19 protein-coding genes and 4 pseudogenes are annotated in these 24,312 nt (G+C 66.1%); 9 read left to right on the top strand and 14 right to left on the bottom strand.

Features of this window, described 5'->3' with window-relative positions:
• Positions 1-190 precede the first annotated feature (190 nt).
• Both DJ75_RS18975 and DJ75_RS18970 read left to right on the top strand, forming a co-directional pair.
• Entirely contained in the window at positions 191-1,060 is an 870-nt protein-coding gene (locus DJ75_RS18975) for a hypothetical protein (protein ID WP_176451420.1), read from the top strand.
• Positions 1,057-1,494 (top strand): hypothetical protein, encoded by a 438-nt coding sequence (locus DJ75_RS18970; RefSeq protein WP_176451419.1) that lies wholly within the window; start codon positions 1,057-1,059, stop codon positions 1,492-1,494. The genes DJ75_RS18975 and DJ75_RS18970 overlap by 4 nt, the downstream gene beginning before the upstream one ends.
• 25 nt (positions 1,495-1,519) lie before the next feature.
• Here the strand turns inward: DJ75_RS18970 and DJ75_RS05120 are convergent, their stop codons facing one another.
• Entirely contained in the window at positions 1,520-3,676 is a 2,157-nt protein-coding gene (locus DJ75_RS05120; protein ID WP_094523174.1) for an ABC transporter ATP-binding protein, read from the bottom strand.
• A 152-nt stretch (positions 3,677-3,828) separates the two neighbouring features.
• Positions 3,829-4,154: pseudogene (locus DJ75_RS05115) on the bottom strand (IS6 family transposase); the annotation flags it as partial.
• 43 nt (positions 4,155-4,197) lie between these two features.
• Here DJ75_RS05115 and DJ75_RS05110 point away from each other — a divergent pair.
• On the top strand, positions 4,198-4,833 hold the full coding sequence (locus tag DJ75_RS05110; RefSeq protein WP_094523172.1) for an IS6 family transposase: 636 nt from the start codon (positions 4,198-4,200) through the stop codon (positions 4,831-4,833).
• Between the two features lie 8 nt (positions 4,834-4,841).
• Here DJ75_RS05110 and DJ75_RS05105 read toward each other — a convergent pair.
• A pseudogene (locus DJ75_RS05105) lies at positions 4,842-5,168 on the bottom strand (IS6 family transposase); the annotation flags it as partial.
• A 205-nt stretch (positions 5,169-5,373) separates the two neighbouring features.
• Between DJ75_RS05105 and DJ75_RS18520 the strand changes: the two are divergent.
• Positions 5,374-5,517 (top strand): annotated as a pseudogene (locus DJ75_RS18520) (MFS transporter); the annotation flags it as partial.
• Positions 5,518-5,660: 143 nt separating this feature from the next.
• Positions 5,661-7,862, top strand: a complete 2,202-nt coding sequence (locus DJ75_RS05100; RefSeq protein WP_094523170.1) for an acetate--CoA ligase family protein — start codon at positions 5,661-5,663, stop codon at positions 7,860-7,862.
• Here the strand turns inward: DJ75_RS05100 and DJ75_RS05095 are convergent.
• From DJ75_RS05095 to DJ75_RS05070, 6 genes and pseudogenes are all read right to left on the bottom strand, one after another.
• The gene (locus DJ75_RS05095; protein WP_094523168.1) at positions 7,859-9,964 is read right to left on the bottom strand and encodes an ABC transporter ATP-binding protein; all 2,106 of its coding nucleotides are present in this window, start codon (positions 9,962-9,964) and stop codon (positions 7,859-7,861) included. The two genes, DJ75_RS05100 and DJ75_RS05095, sit on opposite strands and share 4 nt — an antisense overlap.
• Positions 9,961-10,881, bottom strand: a complete 921-nt coding sequence (locus DJ75_RS05090; protein WP_094523167.1) for an ABC transporter permease — start codon at positions 10,879-10,881, stop codon at positions 9,961-9,963. The genes DJ75_RS05095 and DJ75_RS05090 overlap by 4 nt, the downstream gene beginning before the upstream one ends.
• The gene (locus tag DJ75_RS05085; protein WP_094523165.1) at positions 10,881-11,864 is read right to left on the bottom strand and encodes an ABC transporter permease; all 984 of its coding nucleotides are present in this window, start codon (positions 11,862-11,864) and stop codon (positions 10,881-10,883) included. The genes DJ75_RS05090 and DJ75_RS05085 overlap by 1 nt, the downstream gene beginning before the upstream one ends.
• A 17-nt stretch (positions 11,865-11,881) precedes the next feature.
• Positions 11,882-13,861, bottom strand: a complete 1,980-nt coding sequence (locus DJ75_RS05080; RefSeq protein ID WP_094523163.1) for an ABC transporter substrate-binding protein — start codon at positions 13,859-13,861, stop codon at positions 11,882-11,884.
• A gap of 258 nt (positions 13,862-14,119) precedes the next feature.
• Positions 14,120-14,845 carry a helix-turn-helix domain-containing protein gene (locus DJ75_RS05075; RefSeq protein WP_254921880.1) on the bottom strand — a complete coding sequence of 242 codons (726 nt, stop codon included), beginning with the start codon at positions 14,843-14,845 and terminating at the stop codon, positions 14,120-14,122.
• Between the two features lie 236 nt (positions 14,846-15,081).
• Positions 15,082-15,717: pseudogene (locus DJ75_RS05070) on the bottom strand (IS6 family transposase).
• A 174-nt stretch (positions 15,718-15,891) separates the two neighbouring features.
• Between DJ75_RS05070 and DJ75_RS05065 the strand changes: the two are divergent.
• Both DJ75_RS05065 and DJ75_RS05060 read left to right on the top strand, forming a co-directional pair.
• Positions 15,892-16,551: a helix-turn-helix domain-containing protein gene (locus DJ75_RS05065; protein WP_094523161.1), complete on the top strand. Its 660-nt coding sequence runs from the start codon at positions 15,892-15,894 to the stop codon at positions 16,549-16,551.
• 171 nt (positions 16,552-16,722) lie between these two features.
• On the top strand, positions 16,723-18,099 hold the full coding sequence (locus DJ75_RS05060; protein WP_094523159.1) for a glycine cleavage system protein T: 1,377 nt from the start codon (positions 16,723-16,725) through the stop codon (positions 18,097-18,099).
• Positions 18,100-18,454: 355 nt separating this feature from the next.
• Here DJ75_RS05060 and glyA read toward each other — a convergent pair whose 3' ends face one another.
• Positions 18,455-19,702 (bottom strand): serine hydroxymethyltransferase, encoded by a 1,248-nt coding sequence (gene glyA, locus DJ75_RS05055; protein WP_094523157.1) that lies wholly within the window; start codon positions 19,700-19,702, stop codon positions 18,455-18,457.
• A gap of 195 nt (positions 19,703-19,897) precedes the next feature.
• Between glyA and DJ75_RS05050 the strand changes: the two genes are divergently transcribed.
• Both DJ75_RS05050 and DJ75_RS05045 read left to right on the top strand, forming a co-directional pair.
• Positions 19,898-20,302 carry a hypothetical protein gene (locus tag DJ75_RS05050; protein ID WP_094589381.1) on the top strand — a complete coding sequence of 135 codons (405 nt, stop codon included), beginning with the start codon at positions 19,898-19,900 and terminating at the stop codon, positions 20,300-20,302.
• Positions 20,303-20,349: 47 nt separating this feature from the next.
• Positions 20,350-20,634, top strand: coding sequence for a hypothetical protein (locus DJ75_RS05045; RefSeq protein ID WP_094523153.1), 285 nt, complete (start codon positions 20,350-20,352; stop codon positions 20,632-20,634).
• 101 nt (positions 20,635-20,735) lie between these two features.
• Here the strand turns inward: DJ75_RS05045 and DJ75_RS05040 are convergent, their stop codons facing one another.
• The 4 genes from DJ75_RS05040 to DJ75_RS18515 form a co-directional block, all read right to left on the bottom strand.
• Entirely contained in the window at positions 20,736-22,556 is a 1,821-nt protein-coding gene (locus tag DJ75_RS05040) for a BCCT family transporter (RefSeq protein ID WP_094523151.1), read from the bottom strand.
• A gap of 438 nt (positions 22,557-22,994) precedes the next feature.
• A complete protein-coding gene (locus DJ75_RS05035; RefSeq protein WP_094523149.1) occupies positions 22,995-23,228 on the bottom strand; it encodes a hypothetical protein in 234 nt (77 codons plus the stop codon).
• Positions 23,229-23,380: 152 nt separating this feature from the next.
• Positions 23,381-23,812 (bottom strand): universal stress protein, encoded by a 432-nt coding sequence (locus DJ75_RS05030; RefSeq protein ID WP_094523147.1) that lies wholly within the window; start codon positions 23,810-23,812, stop codon positions 23,381-23,383.
• 185 nt (positions 23,813-23,997) lie between these two features.
• Positions 23,998-24,150: a hypothetical protein gene (locus DJ75_RS18515; RefSeq protein WP_176451068.1), complete on the bottom strand. Its 153-nt coding sequence runs from the start codon at positions 24,148-24,150 to the stop codon at positions 23,998-24,000.
• Between the last annotated feature and the right edge of the window lie 162 nt (positions 24,151-24,312).

Here is a 24,312-nt window from a genome sequence, read left to right as displayed (position 1 = left end):
CATAAGGGAGGGGTTCGGCGCGTCTGACGGGCGCCTGAAGGGAGACGGGAGGACGACAGAGGGCCGACCGGAGCGCCCGCCCGGCGTGCTCGGCCGGCGTGCCCGACCGCCGTGCCCGACCGCACGCGCCGCGCGCGTCGCGATCGGTCACACGCCCTACGTTTATCACGGTTGACGGGTATCTCGGGGTATGAGCGATCAGAGCGTCGCCGACCGACTCCGCCGGCCGGAGTACACGGGCGGGAACCGGTGTCTGCCGTGCACGGCGTTGAACGTCGCGCTCGCCGTCGTCGCCGCCGTCGCGGTCGGCGCCGGCGGTCTCGTAGCGGGGGCGTCTCGCGTCGCCGCGGTCGGCGCCGGCGGCGTCGTGTTCGCCGTCGCGCTGGCCGCGATCGCGCTGCGCGGCTACCTGATCCCCGGGACGCCGGCGATCACGCGCCGGTACTTCCCCGACCGGGTCCTCGACGCGTTCGGTAAGGGGGAGGCCGACCGTCCGGTCCTCGAGTCGGTCGACGACGAGGCGGTCGTGGCGACGCTGTCGCGGGCGGGCGTGCTGACCGAGAACGGCGACGCCCTCGGTCTCACCGACGAGTTTCGGGCGGCCGTCGGCGACGGGGTCGACTCGGGGAACCCGGACGCGGAGGGCGTTCGCGCGGCGCTGCGTGCGGACGAGGTCGACGCGCTCGGACCGACGTCGTTCGAGGTCGACGGCGAGGGGATCGAGCGCTGGGTCTCGACGGAGGCGGTCGCCGTGGACGTGGCGCTCGCCGCCGAGCTCGACGACCGGCTCGACGGCTGGGCGGACCTCAACCGCGGCGACCGGCGCGACGTGTTGACGGGCCTCCGACTGCGCGTCGAGCGCTGTCCCGCGTGTGACTCCCGGGCGGAGACGACGGTCGAGCGACTCGACCACTGCTGCCGTCGCCCCCACGTCGCCGTTCAGTCGGCCTGCCGGGAGTGCGACGCCCTGCTCGGGGACCACGTGGTGCCAGCGTCGGCCGCGGACACGTGGATCGAGCGCGTGGGCGGCGCCGAGCCGCCGCGAGCTTCGACGCGGTGAGCTGTCGCATCGCGGCCCACCACTCCCCGGCGCCGACCGCGTTCGTCGACGAGGTCGCGCGCGTCCTCGAACCGGGCGGGACCCTCGCCTTCGAGGACAACGTCTCCCCCGCGGACGACGACCTCGACGCCTTCCTCAACGACGTGGAGCGGCTCCGCGACCCGACGCACGTCCGGTCACACGCCGTCGCCGACTGGATCGAGTGGCTCGAGGGCGCCGGGTTCACCGTCGAGACCGCGAGCGTCGCGAGCAAGCGCATCGCGTTCGGCGAGTGGGTCGCGAACGTCGACGCGTCGGCCGAGCGCCGCGAGCGGATCGCCGCCGCGTTCGAGGCGGCGCCGCCCGGCGCCGCGGAGCGGTTCGAGTTCGCCCGCGAGGGCGGGCGGATCGAGTCGTTCGCCAATCTCAAATTGCTCGTCAAAGCGACCCGGTGACTCGCGCGGCGAGACCCGAGCGTCCTCAGTCGACCTCGGCCGGTTCGTCGATCCGAGCGGAGTCCTCGGCCGTCGACCCCTCGGCCGGGTGGAAACACGCCGCGGAGTGGTCGGCGTCGGTCCAGGCGTCGAGTTCGGGCTCCGACTCCCGGCAGCGCTCGGTCGCCTTCGGACAGCGGGGTGCGAACCGACACCCCCCCGGCGACCCCTCCGGATCGGCGGGCTCGCCTCGGAGGGTGACCCGGTCGCGGCCCCCGCGCGGGTCCGTCTCCGGGACGGCCGCGAGCAACGCCTCCGTGTACGGGTGTCGCGGGTCGCTCACGACCCGCTCCGTCGGCCCGGTCTCCACGAATCGACCGAGGTACATGATCGAGAGCCGGTCGGCGATCCGCGTGAGGCTCGCGAGGTCGTGCGAGATGTACAGCACGCCGATCCCCTCGGTGTTGGCCAGCGAGCGGAGGAGGTTGAGCACCTCCGCCTGGAGCGAGACGTCGAGCATCGACGCCGGCTCGTCGCAGATGAGGAACTCGGGGTCGATGACGAGCGCCCGGGCGATGGCGACCCGCTGGCGCTGGCCGCCCGAGAGCTCGTTCGGGTACTTGTCCAGGTAGCGCTCGGCGGGGGCCATCCCGACCCGTTCGAGCGTCTCCCGGACTGCCGCGTCGCGCTCGTCGAGCCGGTAGCCGTGGATCGTGAGCGGCTCTTTCACCAGCGTCTCGACCGTTAGCCGCGGGTTCAGCGACTCGTAGGGGTTCTGGAAGACGATCTGGAGCTTCTGTCTGAACGACCGGAGGTTCCCGTCCCGGTAGTGCTCGTGCGACTGGCCGTCGAAGGTGAACCCGCCGTCGGTCGGCTCCTCGAGCAGCGCGAGCGTCTGTCCGAGCGTGGACTTCCCGCAGCCGGACTCGCCGACGACGCCCCGTATCTCGCCCCGCGAGACCGACAGGGAGACCCCGTCGACGGCGCGGATGTGCGAGCCGCCGCCGAACACCTCTCGGAGGAGCTCGCCGCGGCGCGCGTACCAGCGACTGAGGCTGTTCGTGAACCCGGTCACCGTCGGCGAGACGCCGTCGACGGGGAGCCGGCCGAAGAGCGACTCCGAGCTCTCGTACCACTTGCGTAAGCCGTCGACTTCGAGGACGACGTCGTCGGCGTCGGGACGCGACCCCTCCGCGGCACCGCCCCACGTCGTCGCTGAGTCGGCCTCTCGGCGCATCTGAGCCGCTCGCTCCGCGTTGTGACACGCGACGCGCTGGTCGCGGTACGGGAGGTCCCGGAGGTCGGGCGTCGTCGTCGCGCACTCCTCGGTCGCGAACGGGCACCGGGGCTCGAAGACGCAGCCCGTCGACTTCTCGTCCAGTTGCGGCGGTGTCCCCGGGACCGAAACCAGCCCGTCGGCGTCGCCGTCCAGCGCGGGGAAGGCGTTCTTCAGCCCCATCGTGTAGGGGTTCGCCGGGTTGAGGAGGAGGTTCTCGACGCGGCCCTGCTCCATCACCGTCCCGCCGTACAGCACCGACATCTCGTCGCAGGTCTCCGCGATGACGCTCAGGTCGTGGGTGATCAACAGCAGAGAGCTGTCGGTCTCCTCTTGGATCTGGAGGATGTTGTCGATGATCCGGTCTTGGACGATCACGTCCAAGCCGGTCGTGGGCTCGTCCGCGACGACGAGCTTCGGCTCCAGCGCGAGCGCCATCGCGATGACGACACGCTGGCGCATCCCGTCAGAGAACTGGTGCGGGTAGTCGCCGACGCGGTCGGGGTCGAGTCCGACCGTCTCGAACAGCTCGTGCGCGCGACGCCGAGCCCGCCGCTCGGAGACCTCCCGATGCGTCTGGATCGCCTGCCGGATCTGCGCGCCGACCGACATCACCGGGTCGAGGGCGTCGATCGCCGTCTGGGGGATGAACGCGATCTCCTCCCAGAGGAGGTCCTGCCGCTCCGACGGCGCCAGCGACCGCAGATCCCGTCCCTCGAATTCGATCTCGCCGGACTCGATCTCCGCGTGGTCGGGGAGCAGACCGAGGATGGCCTTCGCGGTGGTCGACTTCCCGGACGCCGACTCGCCGGACAGCGCGTAGTTGACCCCGTCGTCGATGGCGAACGACACGCCGTTCACGCTGTGGAGCGGTCCGTCCCGCGCGTCGTATCGTACCGTCAGGTCGTCGACGGAGAGGAGCGTCACGCGGACACCACCCCGTTCAGTGCGACCGCGGGCGCGCTCGGACGACCGCCGCCGCGCGCCGGATCCGGCCCCCGCTGCGTACCCAGAACCATCACGAATGATAGTAGGATTCAGTACCGTTATGAACGCTTGGGTCGAACCGGCCTTCGTGTTCAGATAAGCTGATTCCATGCGAAAGCGAACGATCTGAGCCACTCGTCAGCAGTTTCTGCTTCAGCGTTGCTAAAACAGTTTGAAAATCTGCCAGTTCTGCGTTTTACCTCACGAAAGACACGTTCGACGCTATTCCGATTTCCATGTCGTTCGTCTCTGAAATCGAGGCCATGTTTTTCACGTGCTCGGTGAAGTGGAACCGCTCCATCAACGAGAAAGATCGCGTTATCTACATCGAATTTTTGCGAAGCTCCGCGAAGAACTGATCTGCGATCACGTTTGTTCGTGTCGGTTCAAGCTTTGGGTGGAGCAAATCATCGTGTTCAGATAAGGATGAATAGTGAGGCGGTGTGTTTTCTGAGTGATTCATGCCCGAAAACACACGCCTCAGCGGGAGTATCGACCAGATCAACTTAGAGTTTGTTGAACGAGAAGCGACACCGAGATTGCTGATGAAGCTCGGTATTCAGCTCCATCTCGCTGGCCTCTCACTTTCGAATACCGTCTCGGTTATTGATATATTCGGTGTCGAACGTGCTCGATCAACCGTTCATAATTGGGTTCACAAGGCCGATCTACAGCCCGAAGCTGGTCGGTGTCCGGATCACGTCGCGGTTGACGAGACTGTGATCCGACTCAACGACGAGCAATATTGGCTGTATGCTGCCGTCGATCCTGAAACAAACGAATTGCTCCATACAAAGCTTGAGCCGACAACAACGAAGGTTCTCGCACAGTCGTTTCTGACCGAACTCTCCGAGAAACACGACGTCTCCGACGCCGTGTTTCTCATCGATGGATCGCACTCGCTACAAGACGCGTGTCAGCGCCACGGCTTCGATTTCAGATACGAGAAACATGAAAATCGGAACGCCGTTGAACGTGTGTTCAGAGAGGTAAAACGCCGAACTGTCTGTTTCTCAAACTGTTTCAGCAACGCCGAAGCAGAAACCGCCGACGACTGGCTCAGATCGTTCAGCTTCGCATGGAATCAGCTTATCTGAACACGAGGGAGCAAATCGTTTGAATCGGGATCGACAGCAGCGTACAGCCAGTATTGTTCATCGTCAAGCTGAATCACAGTTTCGTCAACTGCAACGTGATTCGGGTTTCGACCAGATTCCGGCTGTGAGTCGGCCTTGTGAACCCAGTTATGAACGGTGGATCGAACCATTTCAACACCGAATATCTCAAGAAACGAAACAGTATTCGAAAGCGATAGTCCAGCAAGGTGGAGCTGAATACTGAGCTTCATCAACAGCCGCGGTGTTGCTTCTCGCTCCACAAACTCTAAGTTGATCTCGTCTAAACAGCCGCTGAGGCGGTCGTTTTCGGGCATAGATCACTTTTCAAACGCACCGCTTCACTTTTCAATCCGTATCTGAACACCGTCGAACCGGCCGCCACGATGGCCGTCGAGCGAGCGACGTTCGCGCGTCCGAGCGAGGGAGAGAGACCGACGGCTCTCGGCCGGCCGTGCGGCGGTCGGCCGTGGGGCGGTCGGGATGAAGGTCGGATCCGGCGGTCGAGGGTGGTGACGAGGCGTGGACCGATCGGCGCTCGGCCGGCTGGGCCGGTTCGACGCGGTCGTTCTCACGTCGACGCTGTGGTTCCTCGGGAAGTTCGTCCGGTTCGCGTTCCCGCCGCTCTTCGAGCGGATCGGCGGCGTGTACGGCGTCTCGACGGCGATCTCGGTCGCCCTCTGGCGGGTCGAGTAGGGGACGCGGCCGAGCGGACCGTCGCCGATCCGGGCCGCCTCCGTGATAAAACGCGATGTGTATTGCGCCCGTTCGGGCACAGGTACAGGCGGCTCCCCGCGGAACCGGCGCGTATGCCACGAGACGACGCTCCGACCGCGCCGTCGACAGCCGAGGCGACGCCCACAGCCCCGGAGCTGGACCCGCTCTTCGATCCCGAGTCGGTGGCGGTCGTGGGCGCCAGCCCCGACTCGTTTTACTCGGGGAACCTCGTGAACAACCTCCTCGAATACGGGTACGAGGGCGCGCTCTACCCGGTCAACCCGAACCGGGAGGAAGTCTGGGGCCGCCGGTGTTACGACCGCGTCTCCGGGGTGCCCGAGACCGTCGATCTGGCGGTGGTGAGCGTCCCGCGAGAGCACGTCGTGGACGTCGTCGCCGCGGCCGGCGAACGAGGGGTTCCGGTCGCGCTCGTGCTCTCCGCCGGGTTCTCGGAGGCCGACGAGGAGGGGGCGGAGCTCGAAGCGCGGCTGGCCGAGGTCGCCGCCGACCTCGGGATCCGCGTCGTCGGACCGAACTGCATCGGCGTGATGGCCGCCCGCGGGGCGACGCTCACGTCGACGTGTTCGCGCGCCCCCGAGCCGGGGCGCATCGCCCTCGTCAGCCAGTCCGGCGCGCTGGCGTTCACTACGTTCTTCGAGCGGGCGGCCGACCGGGACCGCCACTTCAGCCACATCGTCTCGACGGGCAACGAGGCCGACCTGACGCTGACGGACTACGTGGCGTACCTCTCGACGCGGGAGACCGTCGACGTGGTGTGCGCCTACGTCGAGGGGGTCGACGAGCCGGAGCGGTTCATGCGGGTCACCGAACGCGCCGTCCGGAACGGGACGCCGGTGCTGACGGTGAAGGTCGGGCGGTCGGAGCTCGCGGAGGCGGCGACGCTGTCGCACACGGGATCGCTCACCGGGAGCGACGACGCCTGGGACGCCGCCTTCGACCAGACGGGCGTACAGCGGGTCCCGGACGTCCCGGACCTGCTCTCGCGAGCGAGCGCGCACGCCGCGTACGGGACGCCGGACGGCGACCGCGTCTGCGTCGCCTCGACCAGCGGGGGTCTCGCGAGCCTGCTCGCGGACATGGCGGCCGAACGCGACCTGTCGCTGCCCGACGTCGACGGCGAGACCGAGGCGACGCTGCTCGGGATCGAGGAGCTCCTGACGTACGGCGGCTTCAACAACCCGGCCGACATCAGGGGGTACGGCGCGGCGGTGCTCCCCGAGATCGCCGACGCGGTGCTGGCCGACGACGCCTTCGACGCCTACGTGTTCGCGATCGGGCTGTCGGGCGTCGACGGGCGCGCGGAGACGATCGCCGCGGACCTCGAGGCGATCGTCGACGACGCCGACGACCCGGTGTACGTCCTCTGGACCGGACGGAAGACGCCGGACGATCCGACGGAGACGCCGCCGTACGCTCGCCTGCGGGCGTCCGTGCCGGTGTACGAGGACCCGGGACGCTGTCTGGACGCGGTCGCCTCGACGGTCGAGTACGCCGCCGACCGCGCTCGGGTGAGCGAGCGGCCGTCTCGGGAAGCCCTCGCGAGCGCGCTCGACGTGCCCGGCGGTGTCGACGCGCACGGCGGCGCCGGCGCCCCCGACTCGGAGCTCCCGCGGGGACGCGTGTTGACGTGGGCGGAGGCCGAGCCCCTGCTCGCCGCGTACGACGTCCCGGTCGTCGAGACGCGGGTGGCGACCGACGTCGAGGAAGCCGTCGCGGCCGCCCGCGATGTCGGCTTCCCGGTCGTCTGTAAGGTCGACTCGCCGGCGCTCCCCCACCGGACCGACGCCGGGGCCGTCGCGCTTGGGCTCGACTCGCCCGCGGCGGTCCGGAAGGCGTACGCGGACGTGACGGACGCCGCGCTGGCGCGCGTCGACGCGGACGACGTCACCGGCGTGCTCGTCCAGCCGATGGTGGGGGACGGCGTCGAGGCCATCCTCGGCGTCGGGTCCGGCGACGTGTTCGGATCGGTGGTCACCGTCGGTCCGGGCGGGGTCCTCGTGGAGGCGCTCGACGAGACCGCGACCCTCGTCCCGCCGTTCTCCCGGGGCGACGCGCGCCGCGCCGTCGAGGCCACGGCGCTCGCGGACCTGCTGACCGATCGCCGCGGGAGCGAGCCGCTCGACGTCGACGGGTTCGTCGACCTGGTCGCGAACGTCGGGGACCTCGCGGCCGCGGTCGACGCGGTCGCCGAGCTCGACCTCAACCCGGTCGTCGTCACGGCCGACGGCCCCGTGGCCGTCGACGCGCTGGTCCGGACGGGACCGACGGGCTAGAGCGTCGGCCCGTCCTCGACGACCTCGCCGACCTCCTCCTCGCGGGCCGCGGCGTAGCGCTCCAACAGCTCGGTCTCGACGTCCTCCACCGGGAAGTAGCAGGCGGCCTCGTGGCCGTCGTCCGCGAACGCCGACCGCTCCGGCTCCTCGCCGCGACACGTCTCTTCGGCCTTCGGACACCGCGGGGCGAAGTTACACCCGCCGGGGAGGTCGACCGGGTTCGGCGGTTCCCCCGGCAACAGCACCCGCCGCCTGTCGACGGCGGGATCGGTCTTCGGCGAGGCCGCCAGCAGCGACGCCGTGTAGGGGTGTTTCGGCGCCGTGACGACGTCCTCCGTGGCCCCGACCTCGGCGATCCGACCGAGGTACATCACGGCCAGCCGGTCGGCGATCTGCGTGAGGCTCGCGAGGTCGTGCGAGATGTAGACGATGCCGATGTCGCGCTCGTCGGCCTTCTCCCTGAGGATGTTGAGGATGTTGGCCTTCAGCGAGACGTCGAGCATCGACGCCGGCTCGTCGCAGATGAGCAGCGTCGGGTCGAGGACGAGCGCCTGCGCGATCGCGACGCGCTGCCGCTCCCCGCCGGACAGCTGGGTCGGGAGCTGGTCGAGGTACTTCTCGGCCGGGCGGAGCCCGACGTCCTCGACGGTCCGCCTGACGCGGCGGTCGATCGTCTCGGCGTCGTGGCCCTGGATCTTCAGGGGCTCAGACACCGCGGCGCGAACCCGCTGGCGGGGATTCAGCGAGTCGAACGGGTCTTGGAAGATGAACTGCACCCGCGAGCGGAACTCCTTGGTGTCCTCGCCGAGGAGCTCGTCGACGGGCGTCCCCTCGATCAGGATCTCGCCGCCGGTGCGGTCCTGAAGCGCGGCGATCACCTCCGCCAGCGTCGACTTCCCGCAGCCGGACTCGCCGGCGACACCGACGATCTCGCCCTCGCGGACGGAGAGGTCGACGCCGTTGACGGCCTTGACGTAGTCGGGGTCGACCCCGCGCAGGTCGTCGAGGATGCCCTGTGGCTGTCGGAACCACTTCTCGAGGTCCCGCGTCTCGAGGATGGCGTTGCCGACGCCCGCCGTCCGGTCGCCCTCGTCGCGGACGTCGATCCCCCACGTCGCGGGGTCGGCGGCCTCCGCCCGCATCTCGTCCGCCCGGTCGGTGTAGTGGCAGGCGGAGAGCCGTCCGTCGACCTCGACCAGCGCCGGGTGACTCCCCTCGCACTCCTCGGTGGCGAACGGACACCGGTTGCGGAACACGCACCCGGTCGGCTCGCGGGTGAGGTCCGGGAGCGAGCCGGGGATGGAGATGGCCTGCTCGTCGAACTGGTCGACCTCCGGGAAGGCGTTCTTCAGCCCGATCGTGTACGGGTTGGTCGGCGCCCCGAAGATCCGGTCCGTGTCGCCCTGCTCCATCACCTTCCCGCCGTACAGCACCGACGTCTCGTCGCAGGTCTCGGCGACGACGCCGACGTCGTGGGTGATCAGGAGCAGGGAGCTGCCGATCTCCTCTTGGATCTCGATGAGCTTATCGACGATCTTGTCCTGGACGATGACGTCCAGCCCGGTGGTCGGCTCGTCGGCGATGAGGAGGTCGGGGTCCAGCGCGAGCGCCATCGCGATGGTGACGCGCTGGCGCATCCCGCCGGAGAACTGGTGCGGGTAGTTCCCGGTCCGGTCGGGGTCGAGCCCGACCATCTCGAACACCTCGGCGACGCGCTCGTTCGCCGTCGCCTTCGAGACGTCCCGGTGTTTGCGGATCGCCTGTCGGATCTGCGCGCCGACGGTCATCACCGGGTCCAGCGAGTCCATCGCGCTCTGCGGGATGTAGGCGATGTCCTCCCAGCGGACCGACTGCCACTCCCGCTCTGAGAGGTCGAGCAGGTCCCGCCCGTCGAACCGGACGCTCCCTCGGCGGACCTCGCCGTTGTCGTCGAGCAGCCCGAGGACGGACTTCGCGAGCGTCGACTTCCCGCAGCCGGACTCGCCGACGAGCCCGTAGTTGTCCCCCTCGTCGATCGAGAAGGAGACGCCGTTGACCGCGTGGACGTCGTCGCCGGGCATCCGATACGCGATCTTCACGTCGTCGACTTCGAGTAGACTCATTCTTGCTCCGTCTGTAGGTCGGGGTTGACTATCTCCTCGAACGCCCGCCCGACCAGGAAGACGCCCGTCGTGACCGCGCCGATGCCGATCGCCGGCGGCAACACCCACCACCACGCGGTGCGGATCGCGCCCGACCGGAACACCTGCTGGAGCATCCGGCCCCAGGAGGTCGTCGTCGGGTCGCCGAAGCCGAGGAACGCGAGCGACGCCCCGGCGACGATCGACCAGCCGACGGCGTAGGCGGTGTAGAGGAACCCGATCCCGAGGACGTTCGGCGCCACGTGGAGGAACATCGTCCGCGCGTGGCCGGCGCCCCTGGCGCGGGCCGACTTGACGAACGTCCGCTCCTTGACCGTCATCACCTCCGAGCGGATGACCCGCGCCGGCATCTTCCATAAGAAGACGACGAGCACGGCGGTGATGAGCCAGACGCTCGGCGTCACGAACGAGAGGATCACCAGCGCCATCGGCAGGAACGGGAGCGCGAACGTGAGGTCGGTGAGCCGCATCAGGAACTCGTCGACGCGGCCGCCGAAGTAGCCGCTCGTGAGGCCGACGAGGAAGCCCAGGACGCCCGTCCCCACGCCGCCGAACAGGCCGACGATCAGCGTCGGCCGCGCGCCGGCGAGGAACTGGCTCAACACGTCCTTCCCGAACGACGTCGTCCCGAACAGGGCCTTCCCGCCGGGCGGCTGGAGCCGCATCATCGACCCGCCCTGTTGCAGCGTGTCCTCGATCGGGTGGTACGGCGCCAGGTACGGGCCGAAGACGCCGAGGAATCCGAAGGCGACGATGACCGCGAAGCCGGCCTTCGCCGCGTTGTCCTGCAGCACGAACCGCAGCGTGCGTCCCGCTCGCTCGAGCTCGGAGCGGATCCGTTCTCTCGCCGTGTCGGTGTCGAAGCTGTATCCTGACATCAGACGTCACCCGTTTCGACGGTCGGGTCCAGTTTCGCGTACGCGAGGTCGGCGGTGAGGTTCATCACGATGACCGCGAGCGCCATGATGAACACGGCCGCCTGGACTGTCGGATAGTCCTGATTGAGGATCGCCTGCACGAGCGCGCGGCCGATCCCCGGCCACGCGAACACCACCTCCAGCGTGATCACGCCCTGGAACAGCATCCCCGTCCGAAGCGCGAAGTAGGTGACGAGCGGGAGCAGCGAGTTCCGGCCCGCGCGGCCCAGCTGCTCCATCTCGGAGAGCCCCTTCGCGCGGTGGAGCATGAGGAACTCCGACCCCTTCCGCTCGACGACCGAGTTGCGCGCGAGCATCAGGAAGTCGCCGCTGTAGAACAGCACCGTCGCGGTGAACGGGAGGATGTAGTGTCGCAGGAAGTCAACCGAGGCGAACGTCGCGACGTACCCCTGTGGATTGGCCAGCGGACTCCGCATCCCGAACGCGGGTAGCCACCCCAACCCGTACGAGAAGATGATGAGCAGGAAGATGCCGGTCACGAAGATGGGCGTGGCGCGGAACACCGTGGTGACGACGATGCTCGACTGTTCGAACCACGATCCGCGGTTCCAGCCGGCGTACATCCCGGCGAGGGAACTGACTATCGCGGTCGTGACGAGCGCCGGCAGCAGGAGAACGAGCGTGTTGACCAGCGCGGGGATGATGATCTCGCCGACCGGCCGCTGCTGGGTGAGCGAGATTCCGAACTGGAACGTGAACAGGTTCTGGATGTACCTGAGGTACTGGACGTATATCGGGTCGTCGAGCCCGTACATCGCCCGTATCTGTTCGACCTCCTCCGGCGTCAACGACCCCGACGCCACGAGCGCGCTGAACGGGTCGGCGGGCAGCAGGCGCAGCGTGGCGAAGATGATACTGACGGCGATCAGGGTCAGCAACGCCGCGATGATGGTGCGCTTTATTAAAAATCGTCGAAAACTCATGGATAGTTGGAGGTCCTCTACGAGAAGTCCGGCTGATCGAGGTCGGCGCGGGACGCGTGCCCGTTGTCGACGCGCTCGGCGAAGGCGTCCCACGCGTCGCCCTCAGGCCAGACGAGGTTGTCGTCGCCGTCGAACGTGTAGCCGGCCTCCCGGAGCATCGTTCGAGCGGCGTCGACGTCGTACTCGTACGGCTCGGTCTCGCCGTGGTAGGGGGTCAAAAGCGGCGTGATCAGGTTCTGCCCCTCGATCGCCTCGCCGCGACCGCCGAGCGTGTTCTCGACGAACCCCTCCTTGTCGAAGGCGTGCGACAGCGCCACGCGGAACGTCTTGTCCCGGAACAGCGGGACGAGGTGACTGAGGTGGACGTCCGTGGGGACGTAGTTCCGCGAGGTCTGCTTCTCGACGCCGCTCGGGTTCGCCGCGCGGTCGGCCTGCGCGTTCGAGACCGTCGTCCCGATGGCGTCGATGTCGCCGGACTGCATCGCGCCGATGAGCGTGGAGACGTTCCCGACGTTGGCGTGAACCATCTCGTCGATCCCGTCGCCGGGGACGAAGTACTCCCCGAGCAGCTCCTCGCGGACGTCGTCGTCCCACATCCAGTTGTTCTCGTGCTTTTCGAGGCGGAGCTCCGACCCCTGCTCCCAGTTGACGAACGAGAACGGGCCGGTGCCGACCGGGTTCTCGGGGTTGTACTCGCTGGGGCTGTCGACGTCAGACCAGCGGTGCTCCGGGATGATGGCGCTGCGGACGACCCGCTGGGTGAGGAACGCGGCGTCCGGCTCCGTGAGGTTGAACCGGACGCGGCCGCCGCCGGTCTCCGAGAGCACCTCCACGGAGTCGATCGTCCGGATGAACGCGGCCTGCTGGGGCGCGTTGTTCTCCTGGTAGAACTCGACGCTGAACTTCACGTCGCTCGGACCGAACGACTCGCCGTCGTGCCACTCGACGCCCTCCCTGAGGTCCATCTCGACGGTGGTGTCGTCGACGACGTCGGCGTTCGTCGCCAGCGCCGGGACGATCTCGAGCTGCGGCGAGGCGTCGAAGAGCCCGTCGTAGACGTTCAGGAGGCGCTTCTCCTCCTGACCGCCGCTGGAGAACGGGAGGTTCGTCCCCTGCATTCCCGAGGTGACCCCCTTCACCCAGGTCGTCGAGTCGCCCTGCGGCTGGAGGTTGACCTGCGTCCAGATGAACGAGTCGCGCGTCGTCCCGTTGCCGGGGGTCGGCACGTACCCCTCCCAGTCGGCGGTGTTGGCCACGGTGATGACGTCCGGGAAGTTCGCCGCGATGAGGTAGGCGTCCTCGCTGAGTTTGCGCTGGACCTCGTGGCAGATCTCGGCGCGCGCCTCCTGGTCGCCGATCGTCGACGCCTGCTCGTCGAGCAGCTCAGTGACCTCGTCGTTCTTGTAGTTGTAGTAGTTCCCGCCCGTCTCAGGGTGCGCCCGCATCAGGAACGGGTTCGGGTCGAGCCCGCGCTGCGGGTCCGGTCCGTGGAGGTTCATCGTTATCGGCACCGGATGGCCCACGTCGGCCCGCCAGAACTCGCCGTAGCGGGTGCTCGGCTGGACGTTAATCAGGTTGACGCCGACGCCGATGTCGTTCAGCGACTGCTGGACGAGGAGCGCGAACTCCCGCATCCACGGGGTCTCGGCCTGCGCGAAGTGCGTGTCCACCGCCGGGACGGCCTGCCCCTCGACGGCGGTGTACTCGAACTGGATCGCCTCGTCGTTGACGTCGGACCCCTTCGTGTCGACCGGCCACTCCTCCCAGAACCGCGTCTCGATCGACTGGGCCTCGCCGCCGTCCGTGCCGTCGCCGCCGTCGCCGTCCATCTCGTCGCCGTCGGTTCCGTTCCCGCCGTCGCCGCCGTCGCCGCCGTCGTCTCCGCCGAGACCGCCGCAGCCGGCCACCCCCGCCATCCCCGTCGCGCCCGCGATCTGGATGAACCGTCGCCGTGATTTCGTGCCCGTCTCGATCTCGAATGTGGTATCTTGTGGCATCCCGGTCACACGTATCGCCGTCGATTGGTTGTACCTACTCCCGATACCGGCCAATAATCATCATTCTTTATGAGGGATATCGGCGGCGAGACCGAGCGGGGCGCTCCAGTCGGCCGTTCCGACCGGGAGCGCTCAGCTCTCGACGCGGGACCCCTCGCGAGTGCTCCACCGAGACCGGCGCGTGGGCCCTCGGCGGGTCGCGGGCGGCGATCCGCTCTGCTTCGGGGTGGAGAGCGAGAAGGGAAAGGGACCGCGCGTTCATTCGCCGGGGGCGCCGTCGGAAGAGGAGTCGCCGGCGGCCGAGAAGACGAGGTCGAAGAGCCGCTTCTCGGCGAGTCGCAGTCGTTCGCTGAGCGTCGACTGAGCGATGTCGAGTTCGGAGGCGATGTCGTCCGCCGACACACGTCGCGGAACGTCGAAGTACCCCATCCGATGAGCGGTCCGCAGCACGGTCACCTGCTCGGGCGAGAGTTCGTTACGCAGCGCTCGTCCGAGCTGTCCGCTTCCGAGCGGTTCACCCGTCGTCTCGACCTGGTTCACGCTCAAGAGCTCGAACCGACCGAACCGGTCCTGAATCCTGTCCGCGAGCGCTCGGAACGACTCCCACTCGTTGACGGTGACCACCCCTCGGAAGTAGCCGTTTCGGAGCTCCAGCCGGTTCGGAATCGCACTCTCACGCAGTATGACGCCGAGCAGGAACGGATACGGTTCGTGAGCGACGACCGTCAACCGATATGTCGGCTCGTTCGAGTCGCCCACCACCTGCTCGTGGTGGAACAGTTCGACGCGAGAGAGGTCCGTCAACACCGATTCGGGGTCGAACGACGACTCGGACGTGACGAGTAGCGACTCGATCCAGTCGCCGTCGTCCGCGTAGAACGCGTTCTCGAACGTGATCGAACGCGCCGCTGGAACCCGGTCGGTTATCTCGCCGACGACCCCCGACAGCGACGTCTGGAACTCGATACGAAGGATGCTGATCACCTCACCGCCTACCGGTTAATAGCTACGTAACATATTTAATCTTTTACTTGTCATGCACTGCGGACGCGCCACCGGAAACGTCTCCGCGGTTTCGACGGCCCCCTCTCCGCGGTTTCGACGGCCTCCTCTCTGCGGTTTCGACGGCCTCGTCTCCAAAGCGGTCTGCGTTCGGTATGGCCGGGGGGCTCACGAGTCGACGGCGGAGCGCTCACGACCGGACCGCCCCGGCCTCGTGTTCAGATAAGCTGATTCCATGCGAAGCTGAACGATCTGAGCCACTTGTTAGCAGTTTCTGCTTTGGTGTTGCTGAAACAGTTTGAGAGACTGGTAGTTCTGCGTTTTATCTCACGGAAGACACGTTCGACGCTGTTCCGATTTCCATGTCGTTCGTCTCTGAAATCGAGGCCATGTTTTTCACATGCTCGGTGAAGTGGAACCGCACCATCAACGAGAAATATCGCGTCATCCACGTCGTGTTTTTCGCGAAGCTCCGCGAAAAACTGATCTGCGATCACGTTTGTTCTTGTCGGCTCAAGCCTTGTGTGGAGTAAATCGTTTGAGTCGGGATCGACGGCGGCGTACAGCCAATACTGTTTATGATCAAGCTGAATCACGGTTTCATCGACCGCAACGTGATTCGGGCTTCGACCAGCCTCCGGCTGTAGATCGGCCTTGTGAACCCAGTTATGAACGGTGGATCGAACCCGATCAACACCGAATACCTCAAGAAACGAAACAGTATTCGAAAGCGATAATCAAGCAAGGTGGAGCTGAATACTAAGCTTCATCAACAACTTCGGTGTTGCCTCTCGCTCCACAAACTCTAAGTTGATCTCGTCTAAACAGCCGCTGAGACGGTCGTTTTCGGGCATAGATCACTTTGAAAACGCCCCGTCTCACCTTTCAATCCGTCTCTGAACACCGTCCGCCCCGGAAGCAACACGATTTATATCAAACGGGCGTAATTGCGAACACGACCGACGCCCCGAAACGCTTCGACTCCGGAACGCGACGTTTCCCGGGCGCACGGACACTGACGTACCAGCATGTCGATCATAGTCACGCTCCACGTGGAGCACGAACGTCTCGCGCTGGTGCCCACGTTACGGCGGCTCGACGGGGCCGACATCGAGGTCGTAACGCAGGGCACCACGGACCCCGGGTCCTCTGAGTTCCCGTTTCTCGTCGAGTACGGGGACCGCGACGGGCTCGAACGAGCACTGGAGTCGGACCCGACCGTCGGGGAGTACGAGCTCATCGAGTGGTCCGACGGGACCGGGGTGTACTACATCGAACACACGTCGGAGACGGAGCTGATCAGCACGGCCGTCTCGGACGCCAACGGGTTCCTCATCCACACCGAGTCCGAGCGGAACGGGTGGCTGGTGCGATTGCTCCTCCCCGACAGAGCCGCGCTGAGCGACGTCTGGGACCACGCCACGGAGAACGGCATGCAACTGGACATCGTCGAGATTCACGACAACGAAACAACGGATTCCGGGCCCTCCTACGGGCTGACCGACGAACAGCGGCAGACGCTGTTGATCGCCTACGAGAACGGGTACTTCGTCGAACCGCGCGAGATGTCGCTCGACGAACTCGCCGACGAACTAGGGCTGTCGTCGACAGCCGTGAGCGGTCGGCTGCGGCGCGGTATGCGGAACCTCGTCGCGGCGACGATCGCCACCGAGGGCCCCGAACAGTGACCGGCAACTCGGCCCTCGGGTGCTGAGCCCCCGAGATCCTCGAGCGGACCGGTCGACGCGATACTACCACGTACTCGAGGCCTCCGAGGGCCGCCGAGACGGGTGCTGTAATAAAAGGGGGGAGTTTTTCATGCTCGGCTTTATTGTTCATTACATTTTCTATCTATAAGAATGTCCCACGAGCAGGACCATCCAAACTATCCGAGTGTTGACCAGTCAGACCGAACGCTACCTCGCAACCTCCGGCAGACCGGAGATCCGGGGATCGAGATGCTCGTCTCGACGCGCGTTCGAAAGTCACCGTTCTTCGATAAATCGTTCAACGAGAACGGCGCTTGGCGGTGTACCGTCTACAACCGTCTCTACCACCCGCGCGGGCTGGTCGAGCCCGAAGACGGGGGCGCTATGGCCGAGTACGAAGCGCTGACCAACAGCGTAACCATCTGGGACGTCGCCGTCGAGCGTCAGATCCGCGTGAAGGGTCCGGACGCCGAGGCGCTCACCAACCACGTTGTCACCCGCGACGTGAGCTCCATGGACGCGATGGACGGCAAGTACGTCATCCTCTGTAACGAGGACGGCGGCGTCCTGAACGACCCGGTGCTGCTCCGGCCGGCCGAGGACGAGTTCTGGTTCTCCATCTCGGACAACACGCTGATGCAGTGGCTGCAAGGCGTAAACGTCGGCATGGACTTCGACGTCGAGATCGACGAGATCGACGTCGCCCCGATGCAGATCCAGGGGCCGCTCTCTGAGGACGTGATGGTTGACGTCGTCGGCGACGAGGTCAGCGAGATCCCCTACTACGGGCTGATGGAGTCGCAGGTCGACGGCGTCGACGTGCTTATCAGTCAGACCGGGTTCTCCGGCGAGAAGGGCTTCGAGATCTACGTCAAGGAGGCCTCGAAGTACGGCGAGCGGGTCTGGGATCAGGTCCACGAGAGCGTCCTCGACCACGGCGGGATGCAGATCGCTCCCGGTCACCACCGACGGATCGCCGCGGGCATCATGTCGTGGGGCCAGGACCTCGACCACGAGACGTCGCCGTTCCAGGTCAACCTCGGCTACCACGTCCCCGACGACAAGGACGTCGACTACATCGGTAAGGAGGCGCTCGAGGAGCAGAAAGAACAGATCGAGAACGGCAACTACCCGTTCAACCACAAGATGATCGGGATGAAGATGGCCGGCGAGCCGATCCACGACTACGCGCCGGACTTCTGGCTCGTCTCCGATCCCGACAGCGGCGACGAGGTCGGCTACCTGACGTCCCCGTGGTACAACCCCGATCTCGAGACCAACATCGGGATGGGCTTCGTGCCAGCCGAGATGATCGAGGCCGAGACCGACGTCCCGCTGAACGACTCGGTGTACGACGAGGACCTCGACCTCGAGTTCGAGGTACATCTGCCCGACGAGTACGCCGAGGAGCCCGGCGAGCCGGTGTTCGCCACCGCGGCGAAGATTCCGTTCAAGGAGTCCGTCAACCCGAGCGCCCGCGAACAGGCCAAGCTCAGCGCGAAGCAGGAGGCCAGCTCGAACGACTGAGCGACACCGTTCGGTTCAGACCCGAGTAGTCGCGGCTCGCCTTGGCCCCTGACCCGCGTTCGGGGAGGGTCCCGAGGCGGGGGTCCCTTCCTCGCCGATCGCGTCGACGTTCGAGAGACCTCAGTCTCACGTTTTCTTTTCTGTCGGCTTCCGAGCGCAGTCGCGGCGTGACGAGTCGCGCTCGACGGGACGCGCCGGCGACGCCGCGAGGGCACCCTCCGCGGCGACCCTGGACGGAAAGTACCGTCGGATACCCGTACGCGGGGACTCGCGGAGACTCGCGGGGACTCGCGGGTCCTTCGAAGGGCGGGGACTCGCGGGTCCCTCGGACAGCGCGGGCCGGTGGGGTCGTGAGCTACCGGTAGAGCGGGAACTCGTCGGTGAGGGCGTCGACGCGGTCCGACACCCGCTCCACCGTCGCCCCGTCCTCCGGGTCGTCGACGATGTCGGCGATCAGGTCGGCGACCTCCCGGCAGGCGGCCTCGTCGAAGCCACGGGTCGTCAGCGCGGCCGTGCCGGCCCGGATCCCCGAGGGGTTGAACGCCGAGCGCGTCTCCCCCGGAACCGTGTTGGCGTTGAGAACGATCCCTGCGGATTCGAGGGCGCCCTCGACCGCCTTGCCGGCGGTATCCGGATGGGATGGGCGGAGGTCGGCCAACACGAGGTGGGTGTCGGTGCCGCCCGACACGAGTTCGAGACCGCGTTCCTGGAGCTGCTCGCCGAGCGCGGCGGCGTTGTCGACGACCTGGCGTGCGTACGCCTCGAACTCGGGTTCGAGCGCCTCCTTGAACCCCACCGCCTTGCCGGCGACGTTGTGCATCAGCGGGCCGCCCTGCGCGCCGGGAAACACCGACGCGTCGATGTCGTCGGCGTGCTCCGCGTCGCACATCACGATCCCGCCGCGGCCGGCCCGGATCGTCTTGTGGGTCGAGCCGGTGACGAAGTCCGCGACGCCGACCGGCGAGGGGTGGACGCCGGCGGCGACGAGCCCGGTGATGTGCGCGATGTCCGCGAGGTGGTAGGCGTCGACCGCGTCGGCCGCCGTTTGGATGCGCTCGAAATCGACCTCGCGGGGGTACGCGGAGTAGCCGGAGACCACGATGTCCGGATCGAACTCCGCCGCGGTCTCCCGGAGCCCCTCGTAGTCGATGTACCCGGTCTCGGGGTCGACCTCGTACTGTTCGACCTCGTAGAGCTTCCCGGCGAAGTTGGCGGGATGCCCGTGCGAGAGGTGGCCGCCGTGTTCGAGCTCAAGCGAGAGGATCCTGTCTCCGGGGTCTAGCATCGCGAGGTAGACGCCCATGTTCGCCTGCGTCCCGGCGTGCGGCTGCACGTTGACGTGCTCGGCGCCCCAGAGCTGCTTGGCGCGTTCGATCGCGAGCTCCTCGATCTCGTCGGCGCGCTCGCAGCCGGCGTAGTAGCGCTCACCGGGGTACCCCTCGGCGTACTTGTTTGTCAGCTCGGAGCTCTGGGCCTGCATGACGGCCTCAGACGCGTGGTTCTCCGAGGCGATCATCGCCAAGGTGCCCTCCTGTCGCTCTCGCTCGCCGTCGAGCGCGTCCGCCGCCGCCGGATCGACTGCCGCGACCGTATCGTACGTCATGTATCACATAGGGGGCGCTGAGCACGAATGAATCTGTCTTCGGCAGAACGTGACTGTCAGTTGACGACCTGTGTCGTCACGGCGCGCCGTGGGAGTCCTTCGGTCTCAGGTCGGTTTCAGCCGATCGCTCGTCTCCCGCCGGTGAGCGGTGTCAGAACGGCCGCGGTGCTTATCCGACTTGATGTCATAAAATGCATGATGTTGGATCGGCTGAAGGCGGCAGCGATGTTCATCCTCGACCCGCCGTGGACTCGTGACGGTCCCGAGACGTTCACCATGGCGGTTCCCGAGGCGCACACGACGTTCAAGCGGGGCAGCGTCGGCTGGGCGAAGCGCCCGCCCGCGGTCGTTCGATGTTCCTCCTGTCGACACTCGTTCACTCACGAGTTTGCCAACGACTTCCTCGACTGTCCGAACTGTACCATGGAGCGCTCCCCCGAGGAGTTCGACGAGTTCGAACTGATCGCGCTCGTCTGTCCACACTGCCAGCGGCGGTTGGACCACGGCATCCGCCATCCCGAGATGATGGACGTGCCCGAGTTCGCGTCCTGCACCGAGTGTCAGTACCACTGGGAGTACCAACACGACTACGAGCTGTAGCGGGACGTATCCGAGTCGCTTTTTGCCCTGCTCAGCCTAACGAAATCGTGACTTACTCGAACAAACCACCGGGCCCAATCGCGGACCGGACCTTCGACGTCGGTCTCTGGGTCGGCGCCGCCGGGGGAGTCGCCTGCGTCGCGCTCCTCTACTGGGCCAACGTGCTCTCCGTGACGGACCCGCTTCACACGACGGTGACCCTCGTGCTCTTTCCGGTGTACGTCCTCTCGGTCGCGGTGTTTCTTGGTTTATGGTTGGGCTACGATACCGACGAGACCAACCTCACGCGGGTGATGGTCGAAGACGAGTCCGACGAGTCCGATAGGTCCTAACGGAACGCTCGAGTGCGTGACGCGCCGCTGCGGCGCCGTGACGGTCAAAAAGAAGCGAAACGAGGCTGCTTCCGACGCGCTACGAGGTGAACCGCGGACGATCAGTCGCCCGGTTCACCCTCCCCGCTCGTGATGTCGGTAACGACCTCGCCGCCCTCTCTCTCGATGACGACTTCGCCCTCCTCGGCCATCTCCTGGACGCGCTCCTGGAACTCCTTCGACTCGAGGATCTGGTACTCGGTGTCCAGTCCCTTCTTGATCGCGTACATCATGAACACGAGGATGAACGCGAACGGTAAGCCGGTCGAGATGGCCGCGGCTTGGAGCGCGGCTAGCCCCTGCGAGCCGCCGGCGATGAGCAGCGTCGAGGCGACGACGCCCTCGGTGACGGCCCAGAAGACGCGCATCGCGACGGGCGCGTCGTGCTTGCCGCCCGAGGTCAGGTGATCGATGACCAGCGACCCCGAGTCCGACGACGTGATGAAGAACGTCGCCACGAGGAGCACCGAGAGCGAGGACAGGATTATCGTCCCGGGCAGTTGCTGGAGCATCGAGAACAGGGCGACTGCTCTCGGCACCTGCACTCCTTCCGCGAACATCGCGGCGCTCACGGCACCGCTGGACAGCTCGATGCTGAGTGCGCTCCCGCCGAGGGCCGCGAACCAGAGCACCGAGAACAGCACCGGCAGGATGAGCACCCCGCTGATGAACTCACGGACGGTGCGCCCCTTCGAGATCCGGGCGATGAACATCCCCACGAACGGCGACCAGGCGATCCACCACGCCCAGTAGAACACGGTCCAGTCGACGAGGAACAGTCCCTCGCCGTCTCCGCCGGGGCCGTAGTAGGCCGACCCCTGGAAGTACGGCTCGGTGACCGCACCCGCGTAGAACGCGAGGTCGAAGAAGTTCCCGAAGTACTGTCCGAGCCCCTGCGGGATCATCTCGAAGATGAACAGGGTGGGACCGAGGACGATGACCGCCGTCAGCAACGTGAACATCAAGAAGAGGTTCAGATTGCTGAGCCGCCGGACGCCGCCGTCGAGTCCCGCCGCGACCGATAACACGGCGACCGCGGTCACGCCGGCGATGATCGCGACCTGGACGGGCGTTCCGAACGGGACCGCGGGCGCCGCACCGACGTTTCCGCCGAGGAAATTGAGTCCGGCGTTTATCTGTTGGGCCCCCAACCCGAGAGAGGTCGTCAGCCCGAACAACGTCGCGAACACGGTCAGGATGTCGATGATGTGGCCGGGCCACCCGTAGATGCGTTCACCCAGAACCGGCCAGAAGATCGACCGGAAGGTCAACGGCAGACCGCGGTTGAACGAGAAGAACGCCAGCGACAGTCCCACGAGCGCGTATATCGCCCACGGGTGGAAACCCCAGTGGTATAACGAGACTGCCATAGCCACCTGCGCCGAAGCCTGCGACGCGCTCTCTGCACCCAAGTGCGGGTCGAAGAAGTGCCAGACCGGCTCCGCGACGCCGAAGAACATGAGGCCGATCCCCATCCCGGCGCTGAACAGCATCGCGACCCATGAGATGTCGCTGAACTCCTTGTCAGCGTTGACTCCCCCGAGCCTGATCTTTCCGTACTTGCTCAGGGCGAGGTACACCATGAACACGATGAACACGTTCGCGACCAGGATGAAGAACCAACCGAAGACCTCCGAGATACCGGTCCGTACGTCGTTGTAGAGCGTACTCGCTTGGTCCGGGAACGCCAGTGATAATCCAATGAACGCGACGATCACCAACGCCGAGATGCTGAACACCTGCGGGTGGACGTCGAGGACCTTCGTGTCCCCGATGCTGAACTGCTTGTTCGTGTCGCCCGGCTCACGGTCGGTATCCGCGTTGAACAGCTCTACCTGGAGGCCTTCACCACCGAATCCTCCGTCGTCTTCGCTATCACTCATACGATACCTCCCTCGTAATCGTGGTACGTCGCCGTTTGTTCGTCATGATTTGGATCGTTATCTTCGGTCTGGTTGTGCTGTACACGCATCATACGCGTTATCCATACGCATGAGTGGTGTTGACACGTAAGGTGGCTTGGCCGTACCCGTAAGTATGCTTCGGATAATATAAATAAAAAGGAACTTGTTGTTTCGAACAACAGTATCCGCTCCGAGCAACACATACTGTCGGTTTACGTGCATTTCGTGGTTCGGACTCAGTCCGCACGGATCGGGATCACCCGAGGAGACGCCGCCGCGTGAGCCCTCTCGGACTCGATTTCGACGCGCTCACCGCGGTCATCGGTAGGTATCGAGCAGGCCGTGATGCGTCGCTCCGCGGAGTGGTCCCGCCGTCTCGCCGCGAACGCGCTCCGGCGGAACGGTAACCCGATCGCGTCAGTAGTAGTCCCACTCGTCGTCCGGGTTGCCCTCGGTGACCTCGTCGGAATCGGTCGCTTTCTCCGGAGCGACTTCCTGGGGATCACGCATGCCGTCGCCCTTGACAGATCGGTAGATGAAGACGCCGAAGGAGACGAGCCCGCCGAGAAGCAGGAGTCCCCCCGCGATAACCGCGAGCGTGAACGCCCCGCTGAGGAGGTCGGACGATATCTGTACGACGATCATGTCCATACGACGCCCTAGGGGTTGCAGCCTGAAGAGTATTACAAACGATCGGAGCGGGATCCATGTCCGAATAAAACGGAAGCGTCGCTCTCGGGAGCGTCAGGGCCGGCCCGTGCGATGGCGCGGTCGTCCCGTTCGGATCCCGTCGCGTCGATGACTCACTTGGCACCCTTCCCGACGATCGTCACCGGGACGTCCGACATCCGTGCGACCTTCTCGGCGGTACTCCCGATGTACTTGCTTATCGCGCCCCGTCCCTGCTTGCCCGTTACGATGAGATCGATGTCGTTGTTCTCGGCGTACTCCACGATCTCGGCGGCGACGTTACCGGTTCGGACCACGCCGGTCCCGTCGAGGCCGCGATCCGCCGCCCGATCGACGACGCCAGTGACCGTCTCCTCGCCGTACTGCTTGTACTCCTCCATCTCGTCGTCGCCCAGCCCGACGGTCAGAATGTAGGTCGCCTCCGTTTCGACCACGTACACCGAGTGCACGTGTGAGCCGAGCGACTCCGCCAAGTCGAGCCCCTTGCTAACGGATGCCTCCGACTGTTCGCTTCCGTCGGTAGCGATGAGAATGTTCTCGAACATAGGTGCGAACTGATATCACTCAGTACAAATGAAATAGGTTCGGGTATAACACATCTCAGACATGTTGTGCAATACGCGACTCGACTGGGGCCGCTCGGCGTCCGGTCGGGGCCGCAGGGCGGGTCGATACGGGGCATCCCCCGATCAGCCCGTTCGGACCCGTCCTGCGGCCCCGAAGTGTTCTTTCACTTATTGGTCTCCCTGATATAGATCGAGAACGCGGTGAACACGAAGAGGGTGCCGGCGACGACCGGGCGCTGCGCGAACAGCGTGACGAAGGCACCCACTGCGAACAGGACCGCGAGAACGGTGGCTCCCTTCGGGACGAGGTCGTCCATCGTCTGCAGTACGTCGTGCGGGTCGTTTATACGTTCCGCAGCCCGGAACGGCCTCCGGCTCCCGGTGAAGAGGCGGGGAAACGCGGTGGCCGCAGGGCGACCCCGGTTCGGACCCCGTCGACGGATCTCGCGACGGTCGCGCCGCCGTCGAGCCCAGCGGCC

Origin of the sequence: Halorubrum sp. Eb13, assembly GCF_002252895.1 — an archaeon.
In the GTDB taxonomy this organism is placed as follows: Archaea; Halobacteriota; Halobacteria; order Halobacteriales; family Haloferacaceae; genus Halorubrum.
This window is presented reverse-complemented; position numbering and strand designations above follow the sequence as displayed.